Source organism: Cupriavidus sp. OV096 (genome assembly GCF_900115455.1).
Lineage (GTDB): Bacteria > Pseudomonadota > Gammaproteobacteria > Burkholderiales > Burkholderiaceae > Cupriavidus.
Genome location: NZ_FOWM01000005.1, coordinates 99,491 through 112,999, shown reverse-complemented (window position 1 = coordinate 112,999; position 13,509 = coordinate 99,491). Strand labels below are relative to the sequence as shown.

The following is a 13,509-nucleotide window of genomic DNA, read 5'->3' as shown; positions in this document are numbered from 1 at the left end:
TACGTAATGACGCGGCAAAGACGGCAAGAACCACGAATCCCTCCAGAAAAATCGAATCGAAAACAGGCTGACAGCGCCCGGGAGGCAAAGTTGCCGTCCTATTTGGGTAAACTGCCGACGCAGTCCACAAAAATAACCGATTTCGCCCGACGTGCCGATCAGACGTTGGACGACAGCCGGCCAGCGCCGCTTCCTGCACCCTTGTGCACACTTTCAGGGCACTTCGGGGCATGATTGCGGGCCTGGCTCATTGGGGAAGACTCACCACATGCGATTGCTTTCGACGCTGGCCCTTGCGGCCAGCCTGGTTTGTACGCCGGCGCTGGCCGGCGCCGCACCGGTCGCCGCCGGCGACAAGAACGCGTTCATCGCCGACCTGATCGGCAAGATGACCCTGGAGGAGAAGATCGGCCAGCTGCGGCTCATCAGCATCGGCCAGGACATGCCGCAGCCGCAGTTGATCAAGGAAATCGCCGCCGGCCGCGTGGGGGGCACCTTCAACTCGGTGACCCGCGCCGACAACCGCCCGCTCCAGGACGCCGCCGCGCAGCAGAGCCGCCTGAAGATTCCCATTTTCTTCGCCTATGACGTGGTGCACGGCCATCGCACGGTGTTCCCGATCAGCCTCGGCCTGGCGTCGAGCTGGGACATGGCCGTGGTCGAGCAGGCCGCGCGCATCTCGGGCAAGGAAGCCAGCGCCGACGGCCTGGATGCCACCTTCGCGCCGATGGTCGATATCTCGCGCGATCCGCGCTGGGGGCGCACCTCCGAGGGCTTTGGCGAAGACCCCTATCTGGTCTCCCAATGCGCGCGCGCCAGCGTGCGCGGCTTCCAGGGCGCCACGCCGGCCAACCCGGACAGCGTGATGGCCTTCGTCAAGCACTTCGCGCTGTATGGCGCCGTGGAGGGCGGGCGCGATTACAACACCGTGGACATGAGCCCGCAGCGTATGTACCAAGACTACCTGCCGCCCTACCGCGCCGGGCTGGATGCGGGTGCCGGCGGGGTAATGATCGCGCTGAACTCGGTGAACGGCGTGCCGGCCACGTCGAACAAATGGCTGCTGCGCGACCTGCTCCGCAAGGAATGGGGCTTCAAGGGCGTGACCGTGAGCGACCACGGCGCCATCGACGAGTTGCTGCGCCACGGCGTGGCCGACAACGGCCGCCAGGCCGCCCGCCTCGCCATCGAGGCCGGCGTGGACATGAGCATGGCGGATTCGCGCTACCTGGAGCAGTTGCCCGACCTCGTGAAGACAGGCGAGGTGCCGGTGCGGCTGATCGACGAGGCCGTGCGCGAGGTGCTGGGCGCCAAGTACGACATGGGCCTGTTCCAGGACCCGTATCGCCGCATCGGCACGGCGGCACAGGACCCGGCCGACGTGAACGCCGAGAGCCGCCTGCACCGCGCGGAGGCCCGCACCGCGGCGCGCAAGTCGCTCGTGCTGCTGGAAAACCGCAACCAGACGCTGCCGCTGAAGAAGGGCGGCACGGTGGCCGTGATCGGCCCGCTGGCTGACGCGCCCATCGACATCATGGGTAGCTGGTCGGCGGCAGGCAAGGCCACCCAGTCCGTGACGCTGCTGCAGGGCATGCGCGACGCGCTGGCCGGAAGCGGCCAGGTGAGGTACGCGCGCGGCGCCAACATGACCGACGACGAACGCGTGGTCGGCTACCTGAACTTCCTGAACTGGGATAACCCCGAGGTGGTGCAGGACAAGCGCTCCCCGGGCGAGATGATTGCCGAGGCCGTGGAGATGGCGCGGCAGGCCGATACCATCGTGGTGGCCGTGGGCGAGTCGCGCGGGATGTCGCACGAGGCTTCCAGCCGCACCACGCTGTCCCTGCCGGGCAGCCAGCAGACGCTGCTGCGGGCGCTGCGCACCACCGGCAAGCCGCTGGTGGTGGTGCTGATGAACGGCCGCCCGCTGACCATCAACTGGGAGCGCGACAACGCCGACGCGCTGCTGGAAGCCTGGTATCCGGGCACCGAGGGCGGCCACGCCATCGCCGATGTGCTGTTTGGCGACGAAAACCCGTCCGGCAAGCTGCCGATCTCGTTCCCGCGCTCGCTCGGCCAGATTCCCACGTACTACAACCACCTGCGCATTGGACGGCCGTTCACGCCGGGCAAGCCGCCGAACTACACCTCCCAGTACTTCGAGGAGGAATCCGGCCCGCTGTATCCGTTCGGCTATGGCCTGAGCTACACCACGTTCAGTCTCTCCGACGTGGCGCTCTCGGGCCAGGCGCTGCCGCGCAACGGCCAGATCACCGCCAGCGTGACGGTGAAGAACACCGGCACGCGCGAAGGCGAGACCGTGGTGCAGCTCTACATTCAGGACGTGACCGCCTCGGTGGTGCGGCCGGTGAAGGAGCTGAAGGACTTCCGCAAGGTGATGCTCAAGCCGGGCGAGTCCCGCGTGGTGAGCTTCCCGATCGGCGAGGACAAGCTGCGCTTCTACAACGGCAAGCTGGAGTACGTGGCCGAGCCGGGCGATTTCAACGTGCAGGTCGGCCTGGATTCGGCCTCGGTGCGGCAGCAGCGGTTCACGCTGCAACCGTAGATGACGCGTGACAGGGAGTCAGCGGTTGCCGTCGAGCAGTTCGTTCAGCAGATCGTCGAAGCCGGCCTGTGCGTCTTCGAGCGCCTGGAGCGCGGCGTCGAAGGTCTGGAGCGCCATCTTCGACGGCTTGCCGCTGCCCTGCGGCGGATACTGGCTCTGCAGCGCGGCAAACGCCACCTGTACCTGGCGCGTGGCGTTGACCACGCGTTCCATCGCCTCGTTTTCTTCCGCGCGCTTCTGTTCGTCGTTCATGCCAAGGTTCCTTCCATGTTTGTGAGGCGTATCGTACAAGAACTCGGCGGCGCCTCTGGCGGTCGAACGCCCTCATCCTTCAAAATCAGGTAGCTTCGTCGCCACCTGCCGCCGCGCCTGCCCCATCGCCCCATGTCTGCCCTCGACGCCCCCCGCCTCACCACGCTGCTCCGCCGCTCGGTCGCCGCCACGCTGCTGACCGCCGGCGGCTTTGTCTGCTACTGGACCTACCTGGCCGTGAACCAGGAAAAGCTGCTGTTCGATGCCCGCCGGCGCCCGCCGCGCGACCTGCCCGAAGGCATCGTCGCCTATTCGCACACCGTGCCGGGCGGCCTGTTCCGGGGCTACGTCTACCACGCGGACCACGAAGGCGTGCGGGACCTGCTGTTCTACCTGCCGGGCCGTGGCGAGGACGTGCTGGAAACCCTGCAATACGTGAAGTGGCTGGCGCCGGGCATGGGCTTCGCCACATTCGACTATCGCGGCCTGGGCCATTCTGACGGCATGCCTTCAGAGGCCGCCGCCGTGGCCGATGCCAGCCAGTTCCTGCTCCATATCCGCCGCGCCTTTCCCGGCGTGCGCGTGCACGTGGTGGGCCGCTCGCTCGGGACCGGGGTGGCCATCCAGCTCGCCGATCTGCAGGATTTCGAAAGCCTGCAGCTGATCACCCCCTACGACTCGCTGCTGGAAATCGTCCGCAAGCGCTTTCCGCTGGTGCCGCTGCGCCAGCTCATGCGCCACCATTTCGACTCGATTTCGCACTGCAAGAAGGTCGTGCAGAGCACCAAGGTGCTGCTGGCCGAGACGGACGACGTGGTCCCGCACGAGTGCTCGGAACGGCTGATGGCGGCCTGGCCGGGGCCGGTTTCGCTCCAGACCATTCCCGGCGTGGACCACTTCACCATCGTCGAACGGCCCGAGACGTGGCAGGCCCTCTGCGAATTCGCGCAACAAGTGCCTCATCATCCACACGAACGACCGGCCGTCCGTGTGGATAAGGTGCCACCCACCGATCATTCAGATACCGGAGTGGCGTTGCCGCTACCTGCAGCACGGTAGAATGCGCGCCATGAAAAGATTTGCAGTCAAGGCTGCGGCCGTCACCGCGGCGCTGGCAGCGAGCGGCGTGTTGCTCGCCGGTTTTGCCGCGGTCATCAGCCTGCGGCAGCTCCCCAATGTCGATGCCTTGCGCGACTACCGCCCCGACGTGCCGCTGCGTGTCTACACCAGCGACGACGTGCTGATCGGCGAGTTCGGCACCGAGCACCGCGAGTTCATCCCGATCGAGCACGTGCCGCAGCGCATGTCCAATGCACTGCTCGCCGCCGAGGACGACCAGTTCTTCCATCATGTGGGCGTGGACGTGCCGGGCCTGTTCCGCGCCGCGCTGGCCAATCTGGGCGAAGGCTACGCGCAGGGCGCCTCCACCATCACCATGCAGGTGGCGCGCAATTTCTACCTCTCGCGCGAGAAAACGCTGTCCCGCAAGTGGTACGAGATCCTGCTGGCCTGGCAGATCGACCGCACGCTGCCCAAGGCGCGCATCCTCGAGCTGTACATGAACCAGGTCTACCTGGGCGAGCACGCCTACGGCTTTGGCAGTGCCGCGCAGACCTACTTCGGCAAGCCGCTCGCGGCGTTGTCGCTGGCGGAGTCCGCGATGCTGGCCGGGCTGCCCAAGGCGCCCTCCACGATGAATCCGGTGGTCAACTTCCCGCGCGCCAAGCGGCGGCAGGAGTACGTGCTGGGGCGCATGCTGGCGCTCGGCATGATCAACCAGGATGAATACCGCGAGGCGCGCGCCGCCCGGCTGGTGGTCAGCAACGCCGGCAATGGCCGCTTCGCGGGCCATGCCGAGTACGTGGCCGAACTCGCCCGGCAACTGGCGCACGACCGCTTTGGCGACGACGCCTATACACGCGGGCTGAATGTCTACACCACGGTGTCGTCGATGCGCCAGACGCTGGCCTACGACGCCGTGCAGGCCGGCCTGGAGCGCTATGGCAAGCGCCACGGCGCCAAGCCTGCCGATGCCCCTAACGCCGCCCTGCCCCAGGCCGCGCTGGTCTCGCTGGACAGCCGCACCGGCGCCATCGAGGCCATGATCGGCGGCGCGGACTTCGCCACCAATCGCTTCAACCACGCCACGCAGGCCCAGCGCCAGCCCGGCTCGACCTTCAAGCCCTTTATCTATTCCGCGGCGCTGGAGCGCGGCATCTCGCCGGCCACGCTGATCAACGACGCGCCGCTGGACAATCCGCGCTGGCAGCCGTCGAACGACGACAACCGCTTCGTGGGCCCGATCACGGTGCGCCAGGCGCTGGCCGAGTCGCGCAACCTGCCGGCCATCCGCACCTTGCAGGCCGTGGGCGTGCCGTACGCCATCGAGCATGCCGGCAAGTTCGGTTTCGCCACCAAGCGGCTGCCGCCCTACCTGCCGCTGGCGCTGGGTACCGGCAGCACCTCCCCGCTGCGGCTGGCGGCCGCCTATGGCGTGTTTGCCAACCACGGCCATCGCGTGGAGCCGTACCTGATCGACAAGATCACCGATGGCGAAGGCAACGTGCTGTTTACCGCCGGCACGGGCGATGCAGGTGCGGAACCGCCGCAAGTGATTTCCGCGCGCAACGCTTTCGTGATGGACAGCCTGCTACAGAGCGTAGTCGATGCCGGCACCGGCAACGGCGTGCGGCGCTACCTGCGGCGCGGCGACATCGCCGGCAAGACCGGTACGACCAACGATGCCGTGGACGGCTGGTTCGCCGGCTATGCGGCCGACGTGGTCACGGTGACGTGGATGGGCTTCGACGACAACCACAGCCTGGGCCGGCACGAGTTCGGCGCCACCACGGCGCTGCCGATCTGGGCCGCCTATATGGAAGGCCGGCTGGCCGGCGTGCCGGAAGCCCCCTTCCCCCCGCCTGCGGACCTCGCCAAGTTCAACGGCGACTGGGCCTATGCCGAGAACGCGGACGGCGCGCACGGCATCGCGGCGCTGGGCTTCCCGCCCCCGCCAGCGGTGGCGGACCTGCCTGCCGATGCCGGCGTGCCGGTGACGCCGGGCCCGGCCGGCCCCACGCCCGCCGCGACCAGTTTGCCGCCCGCTGCCCCGGCCAGCCCCGCCGCGCCGCTCTGAACCGACGACACGCTCCCTCCCATGCCCGGTGAACATGCCTCGATGATCTGGACGGTGGCCGCGGCGGCCACCGCCGGCGTGCTGCTGCGTCCGTTCCGTCTGCCCGAAGCCTTCTGGGCCATGGCCGGCGCGCTGCTGCTCTGCGTGGCGGGCCTGCTGCCCTGGCGCGAGGCGCTGGCCGCCGTGGCGCGCGGCAACGACGTCTACCTGTTCCTGGCCGGGATGATGCTGATCTCGGAACTGGCCCGCAAGACCGGCCTGTTCGACCATGTGGCCGCGCTGGCCGTTCGCGGCGCGCGGGGCTCGGCGCGCCGGCTGTTCCTGCTGGTCTACGGCTTCGGCACGGCGGTCACGGTGTTCATGTCGAACGACGCCACCGCCGTGGTGCTGACGCCGGCGGTGCTGGCGGCCACGCGCGCCGCGCGGGTCAAGCATCCGCTGCCCTACCTCTACGCCTGCGCATTCATCGCCAACGCGGCGAGCTTCGTGCTGCCGATCTCGAACCCGGCCAATCTCGTGCTGTTCGGCGAGCGGATGCCGCCGCTGGCGGGCTGGCTCGCACGCTTCACACTGCCGTCCGTGGTCGCCATCGTCATGACCTTCGTCGTCCTGTACTGGACGCAGCGCCATGCGCTGGCGGAACGCATCGATTCAGACGTACCCGTGCCGCCGCTGACGCCGCAGGCATGGCTGACCACGCTCGGCATCGTCGGTACCGGGCTGGCGCTGCTGGTGGCCTCGCTGCGCGGCCAGGACCTGGGCTGGCCGAGTTGCCTCGGCGGGCTGGCCACGCTGGCCGCCGTCTGCGCCACGCGGCCCCGCCTGCTGGTGCCGGCGCTGAAAGAGGTTTCCTGGGGCGTGCTGCCGCTGGTGGCGGGGCTGTTCGTGCTGGTGGCGGGCCTGGAGCGCACCGGGCTGGTCGATACGCTGGCGCACTGGGTGCGCGATCTTTCCACGATGTCCGCGCAGGGTGGCCCGGCCGGCCTGCTCGGTGCCGGGCTGGCCGGCGTGATGGTGGGCGTAATCAGCAATATCGTGAACAACCTGCCGGCGGGGCTGCTGTCGGCCTCGGCGCTGGCGGCCGGCCACGCCTCGGACACCGTGACGGCAGCGGTGCTGATCGGCGTGGATCTGGGCCCGAACCTCTCCGTTACCGGCTCGCTGGCCACGCTGCTGTGGCTGACCGCCCTACGGCGTGAGGGCCATGCCGTGGGCGCCGGCACATTCCTGAAGACTGGCGCCCTTGTCATGCCGCTGGCGCTGCTGCCGGCATTGGCCGTGCTGCGCTAGCCGGTTTGCCCACGCGGATGGGGCCGGTTGTGGCGCCCTGCCATCTGCCATATAGTGAAGCACCGCGCACCACTGCCCCAGCACCCGCTCATGCCACACAAGGATCATTCCGGGGATTCCCTCCCCGCGCCCGCCTCCACACCAGTCTCGGAACGCATCCGGGGCCGCCTGCAAGCCGCCGGCGAGCGTTTCCACGCCAACGACAACATCGCCCGCTTTATCGAGCACGGCGAGCTGGACGCGTTGCAGGCCGAAGTCGAGGCGCGCATGGAAGAGGTGCTGCGCACGCTCGTCATCGACGTGGACCAGGATCACAACACGCGCGAGACCGCGCGCCGCGTGGCCAAGATGTACCTGAAGGAGATTTTCGCGGGCCGCTACGCCAAGGCGCCGGAGGTCACCGAGTTTCCGAACGTCGAGCAGCTCAACGAACTGATGATCGTGGGCCCGATCCGCGTGCGCAGCGCGTGCTCGCACCACCTGTGCCCGATCATCGGCAGTCTCTGGGTCGGCGTGATGCCGAACCGCCATTCCAACCTGATCGGCCTGTCCAAGTACGCGCGCATGGCCGAATGGATCATGTGCCGTCCGCAGATCCAGGAGGAAGCGGTGGCGCAGATCGCCGATCTGCTCCAGGAGAAGATGAACCCCGATGGCCTGGCCATCGTCATGGAGGCCGAGCATTTCTGCATGCACTGGCGCGGCGTGCGCGACACCGACGCCAAGATGACCAACAGCGTCATGCGCGGCTCGTTCCTCAAGGACGACAAGCTGCGCCGTGAGTTCCTGACGCTGCTCAACCTGAATCGCCGCTGAGGATTTGCCGATGCTAGTCCGCCTGATCTACGCCAGCCGCGCCAGCGCGCCGATGGAACCGGCCATGCTGGACGATATTCTCGAAACCAGCCTCGCACAGAACCTGCGCCACGGCATTACCGGGGTGCTCTGCCACGGCAACGGGGTGTTCCTGCAGGCGCTCGAAGGCGACCGCGAGGCGGTTTCGCGCCTGTACCTCAGCATTGGCCGGGACAAGCGCCACCACGACGTGGTGCTGCTGCACTACGAGGAAATCGCCGAGCGGGCCTTCGCGGGCTGGTCGATGGGCCGCGTCAACGCGAGCAAGATCAACGCCGCCACGCTGCTGCGCTACTCCGCCCAGGGCGAGCTGGACCCGTGCCGGATGCCCGGCGCGTCGTCGCTGGCGCTGCTGAAGGAGTTGATCGCGGGCGCCGCCATTGTCGGCCGCGCGCCGGAACGCGGGCGGCACACATCCTAGCGTCGGTCAGGACGCTGGCAGGCTGGCACTCCTGGGTGCCTGATCATGCACCGCCAGCGCCGTCAGACCGAGACCTGGCCGAACAGGCCGCACTCGAGATCGCTCTCGAACTCCTCGACCCATACGTTGCCGGGGCTGGCGTCGTAGACGCTTTCGGCCCCGGTGCGCTGCCTTCGCACGGTGACCTGCCGGGCCGACGTGCCATTGACGTCTGAGATCTCGAACTCTTGTGACGCAAGACCGACTTGCCGGAACACGGCCTCGACGTCTTGCCGTTCATGGGCGGGAAACTCGGAGAATGGGCGGTTTGCCATGGCACACCTCACCGTGGAAGAGCGTCGCGCCAGGATTGCGCGAGCGCCGCCACAGCATGCCACCAATCTGCCCGGCACGTGATGGCGGGCCAATGACCCCAATGGCGGTAGATGTATTCCCGGCGGGCCCTGGCGGGCGCCGCCCGGCACCGCCCCCTTCGCCAGCACCATCCCAGCCCCTTTCCAGCCCCACGCCAGACTGCGAACAGCGTCGAGTAGAAATCGATGATGGCAATCAATTTTTCGCCAAATTACGATTCTCTTCGTATCGAATTTATTGCGAAAATATCTTATCTTTCCGAATCTGAAATCGCCGGCATCAACAATCTGCAAAGGGTCGATCATCGCGTTCCACGCCGCGGCATTGCAACAACACTGTTGCAATTGTCATGGACTTCGCAGATACGTCATCGATATCGGACTGGTCCTAATTCATCGGAAATTCAAGATAGACATCATCGATATCCAGCAGGCATTTTCCTAAGCATTGCGAAAGCACTACACTTCACGCAACGCGCTGTCATTTCACTGTTTTATACCGAATGCGCTGCCAGTCAGCGAGAGGAAATCGAGGCATGTCCGGAAGAATCATTCGAGTTGCACTGGCCGATGATCACCCACTCGTGGTGGCAGCCCTGCGAGACTGCTTCCAGCGCACGCCTGGCTTTGTCATTGCGTGCGAATGCACGAATGGCAGCGAGCTGACCAGCGCCCTGAGCCACACCCCGGCGGACGTCGCCGTGACCGATTTCAGCATGGGCCACGGCGACCGCTCGCTGGACGGCTTCAACCTGCTGCGCCGGCTGGTGCGGCTGCATCCGAAGACGCCGGTCGTCGTGATCAGCGCCCAGACCAATACCGGTGTCATTCATCGCTCGATGAAACTCGGCGCGCGCGCCTTCGTGAGCAAGGAGGACGATCCGCACGAGGTGATCCGCGCGTGCATCCAGGTCACGTCCACCAGCGGCGATTTCTTTTCCCCCTCCATCCGCGCCGTGCTGGAGGCCGCGAGCACCGCCGCGCCATCCACCGAACTGACCGTGCGCGAACTGGAGATCGTGCGGCTCTACGCGCAGGGGCTGCAGCTCAACGAGATTGCCAGCAAGCTCGGCCGCTCGGTCAGCACGGTCTCGAGCCAGAAGACCGTGGCCATGCGCAAGCTCAGCATCCAGACCAACACGGACCTCATCCGGTATGCCTACGAGCACGGGTTGATCTGATCCTTCATGCAGCAGATTCTCGACCGCACGCAAGAATCGCTCGCCCAGGCCTTCGCCTCGCTCGCGCGCAATGCCCGGCGGCAGCAGCACCTCTACTACACCACCATCGGCCTGCTGATTGCCATCGTCGTCGTCTCCGCGGTGCTGCTTGCCGTGCTGGCAGCGGCGCGGGAGATCGACTACCGTCGCGGGCATGTCGCCCAGTATGTCAGCGCAATCTCGCTGCAATTGCAGGGCGAGGCGACCTTCCTGCGGCGCACCGCCCTGACCGTGGTGAATGTGCAGCGGTACCGGCCGGCCCCCAACCCGGCGCACGCCGATGCCGACCTGCCCCGGGCGCTGCTCCAGCAGGTCCACGCCAGCGGGATTGCCTCGCCGCCCGACGGCCGCTACACCCTGCTGATTCCCCCCGAGACGCGCGCCGCCTGGGGTGCGGCGCTGCCTGATCGACTCTGGCAGCTGCAGCAGGTAGCCAATGCCGCGCTGACCACCCAACAGGCGCTCGATCTCCATCACCCGGCCTATATCGTCGATGCCGACGCGGCCTACGCGATCGTCCTGTCGCCGGGCAGTACCTCGGCCACGGCCCTTGCGCTGCAACCGGGGCTTGTGACGACGTTGCGCGACAGCTTCGCCGAGGCGCTGCGGGCTTTGCCCGCCGGCCCGGCGCCGGGCACGCGAGGGGAGCCCCGCTGGATCGGCCCGACCGTCGACCCCATGCTCCAGTTGCCAGCGATGACGGCCCTCATGTCCGTTAGCGACGGGGAACGACCCGTCGCCTTCGTCGCCGCGAGCGTCCCGGTGGGCGCTTTCCTTGCCCAGTTGCAGCGGCCCAGCGACCCCGCCACCTTGATGCTGGTGAACCACGCGCAGGCGCAGATCGACGTGTCACCGCCGTCCCCGCCCGCCCCGCCGGCGGTGGTTCGGCGCATCTTGACTGACGCGCGCGATCGCTCGTCCGACGCCTTTGCCTTCACCCGCGCCGGTATGGTGCTGATCCAGCCGCTGGGTCACGGCTTCGGCGCGCTGGTCTATCTGCTCTCGTACGGCCTCCTGTTCAGCGCCGTGGCGCAGGCGCTGGGGCTGATCGGTCTGATCGGGGCGCTGCTGATCGCTGCCATTGTCGTGACGGCGCGATATTGGGATGTTCACCTGCTGCGCCGCAGCCACGCGGAAGCCGCCCGTGCGCTGGAGAGCGAGACGATCAACCATATCCTGGTCAGCGCCACGCCGATCGGGCTGTGCATCGTCCGGCTCCAGGACGACGTGGTGCTGACGTCGAATCAGGTCGCCGATTCGCTGTTGAGCCTGAACAAGGGCGGCCGGCTGCCCGCGCACGTGGTGCAGGCGCTGCGGCATGGCGCACGCCGTGACACGCCGGGCGATATCGTGTCGGTCGCGCAGGTGGTGGTACCCGCCCGGGAGCCGGACGACGCCCCCAAGCCGCACGACGAAGCACAGCAGTTCCTCCAGATCACGCACGCGCGCGCCCGGTATCAGGAGGAGGACGTGCTGTTCTGTGCGATTCAGGACGTGACGGCGCAACAGCAGATCGAGCACGAACTGCGCGCGGCACAGCAGACCTCCGAGGCGATGATGCGGGCCCGCTCGAACTTCTTCGCGTCGATGAGCCACGAGATCCGCACGCCGCTGAATGCGCTGCTCGGCAACCTCGAACTGCTGGCGCGCGACGAGGGCCTGGAAGCCCACGCGCCGCGCCTGCGCGCGCTGAATGCGGCGTCGGAGGGCTTGCGGCGCATCGTCAACGACATCCTCGATTTCTCCAAGATCGACGCCGGCGAGATGACGCTGGCCGCAGCGCCGTTCCGGCCCATCGACGAACTGGAAAGCGTGGCGCTGGCCTTCGCCCCGCTGGCGGCGGACCGGCCGATCCGCTTCCATGCCAACCTGATGCCGTCGCTCGATACCGTGCTCGTGGGCGATCGGACCCGGCTGGCGCAGATCGCCAACAACCTGCTCAGCAACGCGTTCAAGTTCACGTCCTGCGGCAAGATCACGCTGGCCGCCGAGGTCGGCACCGATCCCCGGGGCAGGACGACGCTGGTGTGCCGCGTGCTGGATTCCGGCGTCGGCATGCCGCCCGAACTGGTCGCGCGGGTGTTCCAGCCATTCGTGCAAGGGGACGCCGGAGCGACCAGCCGCCATGGCGGGACGGGCCTCGGGCTGTCCATCTGCGCCCGGCTTTGCGAACTGATGGACGGCCGCATCGCCGTGGAGAGCGTGGAGGGCGTCGGCACGGCGTTCACCGTGGCGATTCCGCTCGAACGGGCCGCCGGCTGGGCCGCCCAGCCCCCGCCCGCGCCGGGCGGCCGCGCCATGGTCCTGTGCCAGGAAGCCGAGTCCGGCGAGGCCATCGACGCCTGGCTGCAATCGGCCGGATGGCAAACCCATGTCGCGTACACCCTGGGCGGCGCGCTGGCATACCTGCGCGGGAACCGGCCCCATGTACTGGTCGCAACCGGGGACTACGGCCTGCCGGAGCTCGCGGCCCTGCGCGAGATCCGCCCTGCCGGCGTGGCGTGGCTCACGCGCAACGGTCCTGATCGTCCCGCGCGCCGTGCACCGGGCGTGCATGAGGCGATGGTTTACAGCCACAGCGCGATCTTCGCAGCCATCGAGGCGGCGCTGGGCGATTCCGGCGAGGATGAGGGCGACGCCGACAATGCAGAGGACGAAGCCTCGGCAGCCCTCGCCAACGATGACAACCCCGCCCCGGGCCGGACGATCCTGGTCGTGGAGGACAACGCGCTGAACCAGACGCTGGTCGCCGAACAGTTGCAGACGCTGGGCTGGCATCCGGTGGTGGTGGGCGACGGGCGTCAGGCGCTGGCGATGCTGGAGCAGATGTCCGCCGAGCCCGACCTCGTGCTGACCGACATCCACATGCCGGTGATGGATGGCTACGCGCTGCTCGAGTCCCTGCGGCGCACGCGGCCCGCCCTGCCCGTGCTCGCCTTCAGCGCCGTGACCCAGACCGGACAGGCCGTGGATTGGGATACGCTGGGCTTCGCTGGCCATATCGGCAAACCTGCCTCGCTGCGGGAGATGGAACAGGTGCTGCGGACGTTCGCGATGCCGCTCCCCTCGGCACCGGCCGCGCCACCGGCCCCGCCCGTGCTGCCGCCCGCCGACATCTCGCGCTACCAGTCGCTGCTGCGCGAACACCTGCAGACCGATCTGCCCGACCTCACCCGGATCATCGCCGCGCACGACCCCGCCGGGTTGCGGCACTGGGCGCACCGGTCGGCGGGCGCGTTCCAGATCGTCCAGGCCCACGATATCGTGGGCGTGTGCCGAAACGTCGAACACCTGTGCGAGGCCGCTGCCACGTGGACGCCCGAGGTGGCTGGCCTCGCCGACCAGCTCCATACCGTGGTGCAGCACTATGCCGAGGGCGACACCGCGCCGCAGGTCTGAGGCCACCCGCGCCTACC

Annotated in this window: 10 protein-coding genes; 8 read left to right on the top strand and 2 right to left on the bottom strand. The window is 67.8% G+C overall.

What is annotated here, in order from left to right; genetic code table 11:
* Positions 1–268: 268 nt before the first annotated feature.
* Positions 269–2,566 (top strand): beta-glucosidase BglX, encoded by a 2,298-nt coding sequence (bglX, locus tag BM115_RS13470; protein ID WP_092294581.1) that lies wholly within the window; start codon positions 269–271, stop codon positions 2,564–2,566.
* A gap of 18 nt (positions 2,567–2,584) precedes the next feature.
* On the opposite strand, the gene BM115_RS13465 is transcribed toward bglX, so the two are convergent.
* Entirely contained in the window at positions 2,585–2,818 is a 234-nt protein-coding gene (locus BM115_RS13465) for a hypothetical protein (protein ID WP_092294580.1), read from the bottom strand.
* A 132-nt stretch (positions 2,819–2,950) separates the two neighbouring features.
* Between BM115_RS13465 and BM115_RS13460 the strand changes: the two genes are divergently transcribed.
* The 5 genes from BM115_RS13460 (at position 2,951) to BM115_RS13440 (ending at position 8,520) form a co-directional block, all read left to right on the top strand.
* Positions 2,951–3,877 carry an alpha/beta hydrolase gene (locus BM115_RS13460; RefSeq protein WP_092294578.1) on the top strand — a complete coding sequence of 309 codons (927 nt, stop codon included), beginning with the start codon at positions 2,951–2,953 and terminating at the stop codon, positions 3,875–3,877.
* 10 nt (positions 3,878–3,887) lie between these two features.
* On the top strand, positions 3,888–5,954 hold the full coding sequence (locus BM115_RS13455) for a penicillin-binding protein 1A (RefSeq protein ID WP_369823419.1): 2,067 nt from the start codon (positions 3,888–3,890) through the stop codon (positions 5,952–5,954).
* Positions 5,955–5,975: 21 nt separating this feature from the next.
* Positions 5,976–7,244, top strand: a complete 1,269-nt coding sequence (locus BM115_RS13450; RefSeq protein WP_092294574.1) for an arsenic transporter — start codon at positions 5,976–5,978, stop codon at positions 7,242–7,244.
* Positions 7,245–7,334: 90 nt separating this feature from the next.
* Positions 7,335–8,060, top strand: a complete 726-nt coding sequence (folE, locus tag BM115_RS13445; RefSeq protein ID WP_092294572.1) for a GTP cyclohydrolase I — start codon at positions 7,335–7,337, stop codon at positions 8,058–8,060.
* 10 nt (positions 8,061–8,070) lie between these two features.
* On the top strand, positions 8,071–8,520 hold the full coding sequence (locus BM115_RS13440) for a BLUF domain-containing protein (protein WP_092294570.1): 450 nt from the start codon (positions 8,071–8,073) through the stop codon (positions 8,518–8,520).
* 62 nt (positions 8,521–8,582) lie between these two features.
* Here BM115_RS13440 and BM115_RS27480 read toward each other — a convergent pair whose 3' ends face one another.
* Positions 8,583–9,179, bottom strand: a complete 597-nt coding sequence (locus BM115_RS27480; protein ID WP_255370810.1) for a hypothetical protein — start codon at positions 9,177–9,179, stop codon at positions 8,583–8,585.
* Between the two features lie 230 nt (positions 9,180–9,409).
* Between BM115_RS27480 and BM115_RS13430 the strand changes: the two genes are divergently transcribed.
* Together BM115_RS13430 and BM115_RS13425 are read left to right on the top strand one after the other, a co-directional pair.
* A complete protein-coding gene (locus BM115_RS13430) occupies positions 9,410–10,054 on the top strand; it encodes a response regulator (protein WP_092294566.1) in 645 nt (214 codons plus the stop codon).
* A gap of 6 nt (positions 10,055–10,060) precedes the next feature.
* Complete coding sequence (locus BM115_RS13425) at positions 10,061–13,492, top strand: ATP-binding protein (protein WP_092294564.1); 3,432 nt, start codon at positions 10,061–10,063, stop codon at positions 13,490–13,492.
* Positions 13,493–13,509: the final 17 nt, after the last annotated feature.

Excerpts from the sequence above, each read along its gene's own strand:
- bglX (WP_092294581.1), top strand. The coding sequence starts at position 269 with ATGCGATTGCTTTCGACGCTGGCCCTTGCGGCCAGCCTGGTTTGTACG.
- BM115_RS13465 (WP_092294580.1), bottom strand. The coding sequence starts at position 2,818 with ATGAACGACGAACAGAAGCGCGCGGAAGAAAACGAGGCGATGGAACGC.
- BM115_RS13460 (WP_092294578.1), top strand. The coding sequence starts at position 2,951 with ATGTCTGCCCTCGACGCCCCCCGCCTCACCACGCTGCTCCGCCGCTCG.
- BM115_RS13455 (WP_369823419.1), top strand. The coding sequence starts at position 3,888 with ATGAAAAGATTTGCAGTCAAGGCTGCGGCCGTCACCGCGGCGCTGGCA.
- BM115_RS13450 (WP_092294574.1), top strand. The coding sequence starts at position 5,976 with ATGCCCGGTGAACATGCCTCGATGATCTGGACGGTGGCCGCGGCGGCC.
- folE (WP_092294572.1), top strand. The coding sequence starts at position 7,335 with ATGCCACACAAGGATCATTCCGGGGATTCCCTCCCCGCGCCCGCCTCC.
- BM115_RS13440 (WP_092294570.1), top strand. The coding sequence starts at position 8,071 with ATGCTAGTCCGCCTGATCTACGCCAGCCGCGCCAGCGCGCCGATGGAA.
- BM115_RS27480 (WP_255370810.1), bottom strand. The coding sequence starts at position 9,179 with ATGATCGACCCTTTGCAGATTGTTGATGCCGGCGATTTCAGATTCGGA.
- BM115_RS13430 (WP_092294566.1), top strand. The coding sequence starts at position 9,410 with ATGTCCGGAAGAATCATTCGAGTTGCACTGGCCGATGATCACCCACTC.
- BM115_RS13425 (WP_092294564.1), top strand. The coding sequence starts at position 10,061 with ATGCAGCAGATTCTCGACCGCACGCAAGAATCGCTCGCCCAGGCCTTC.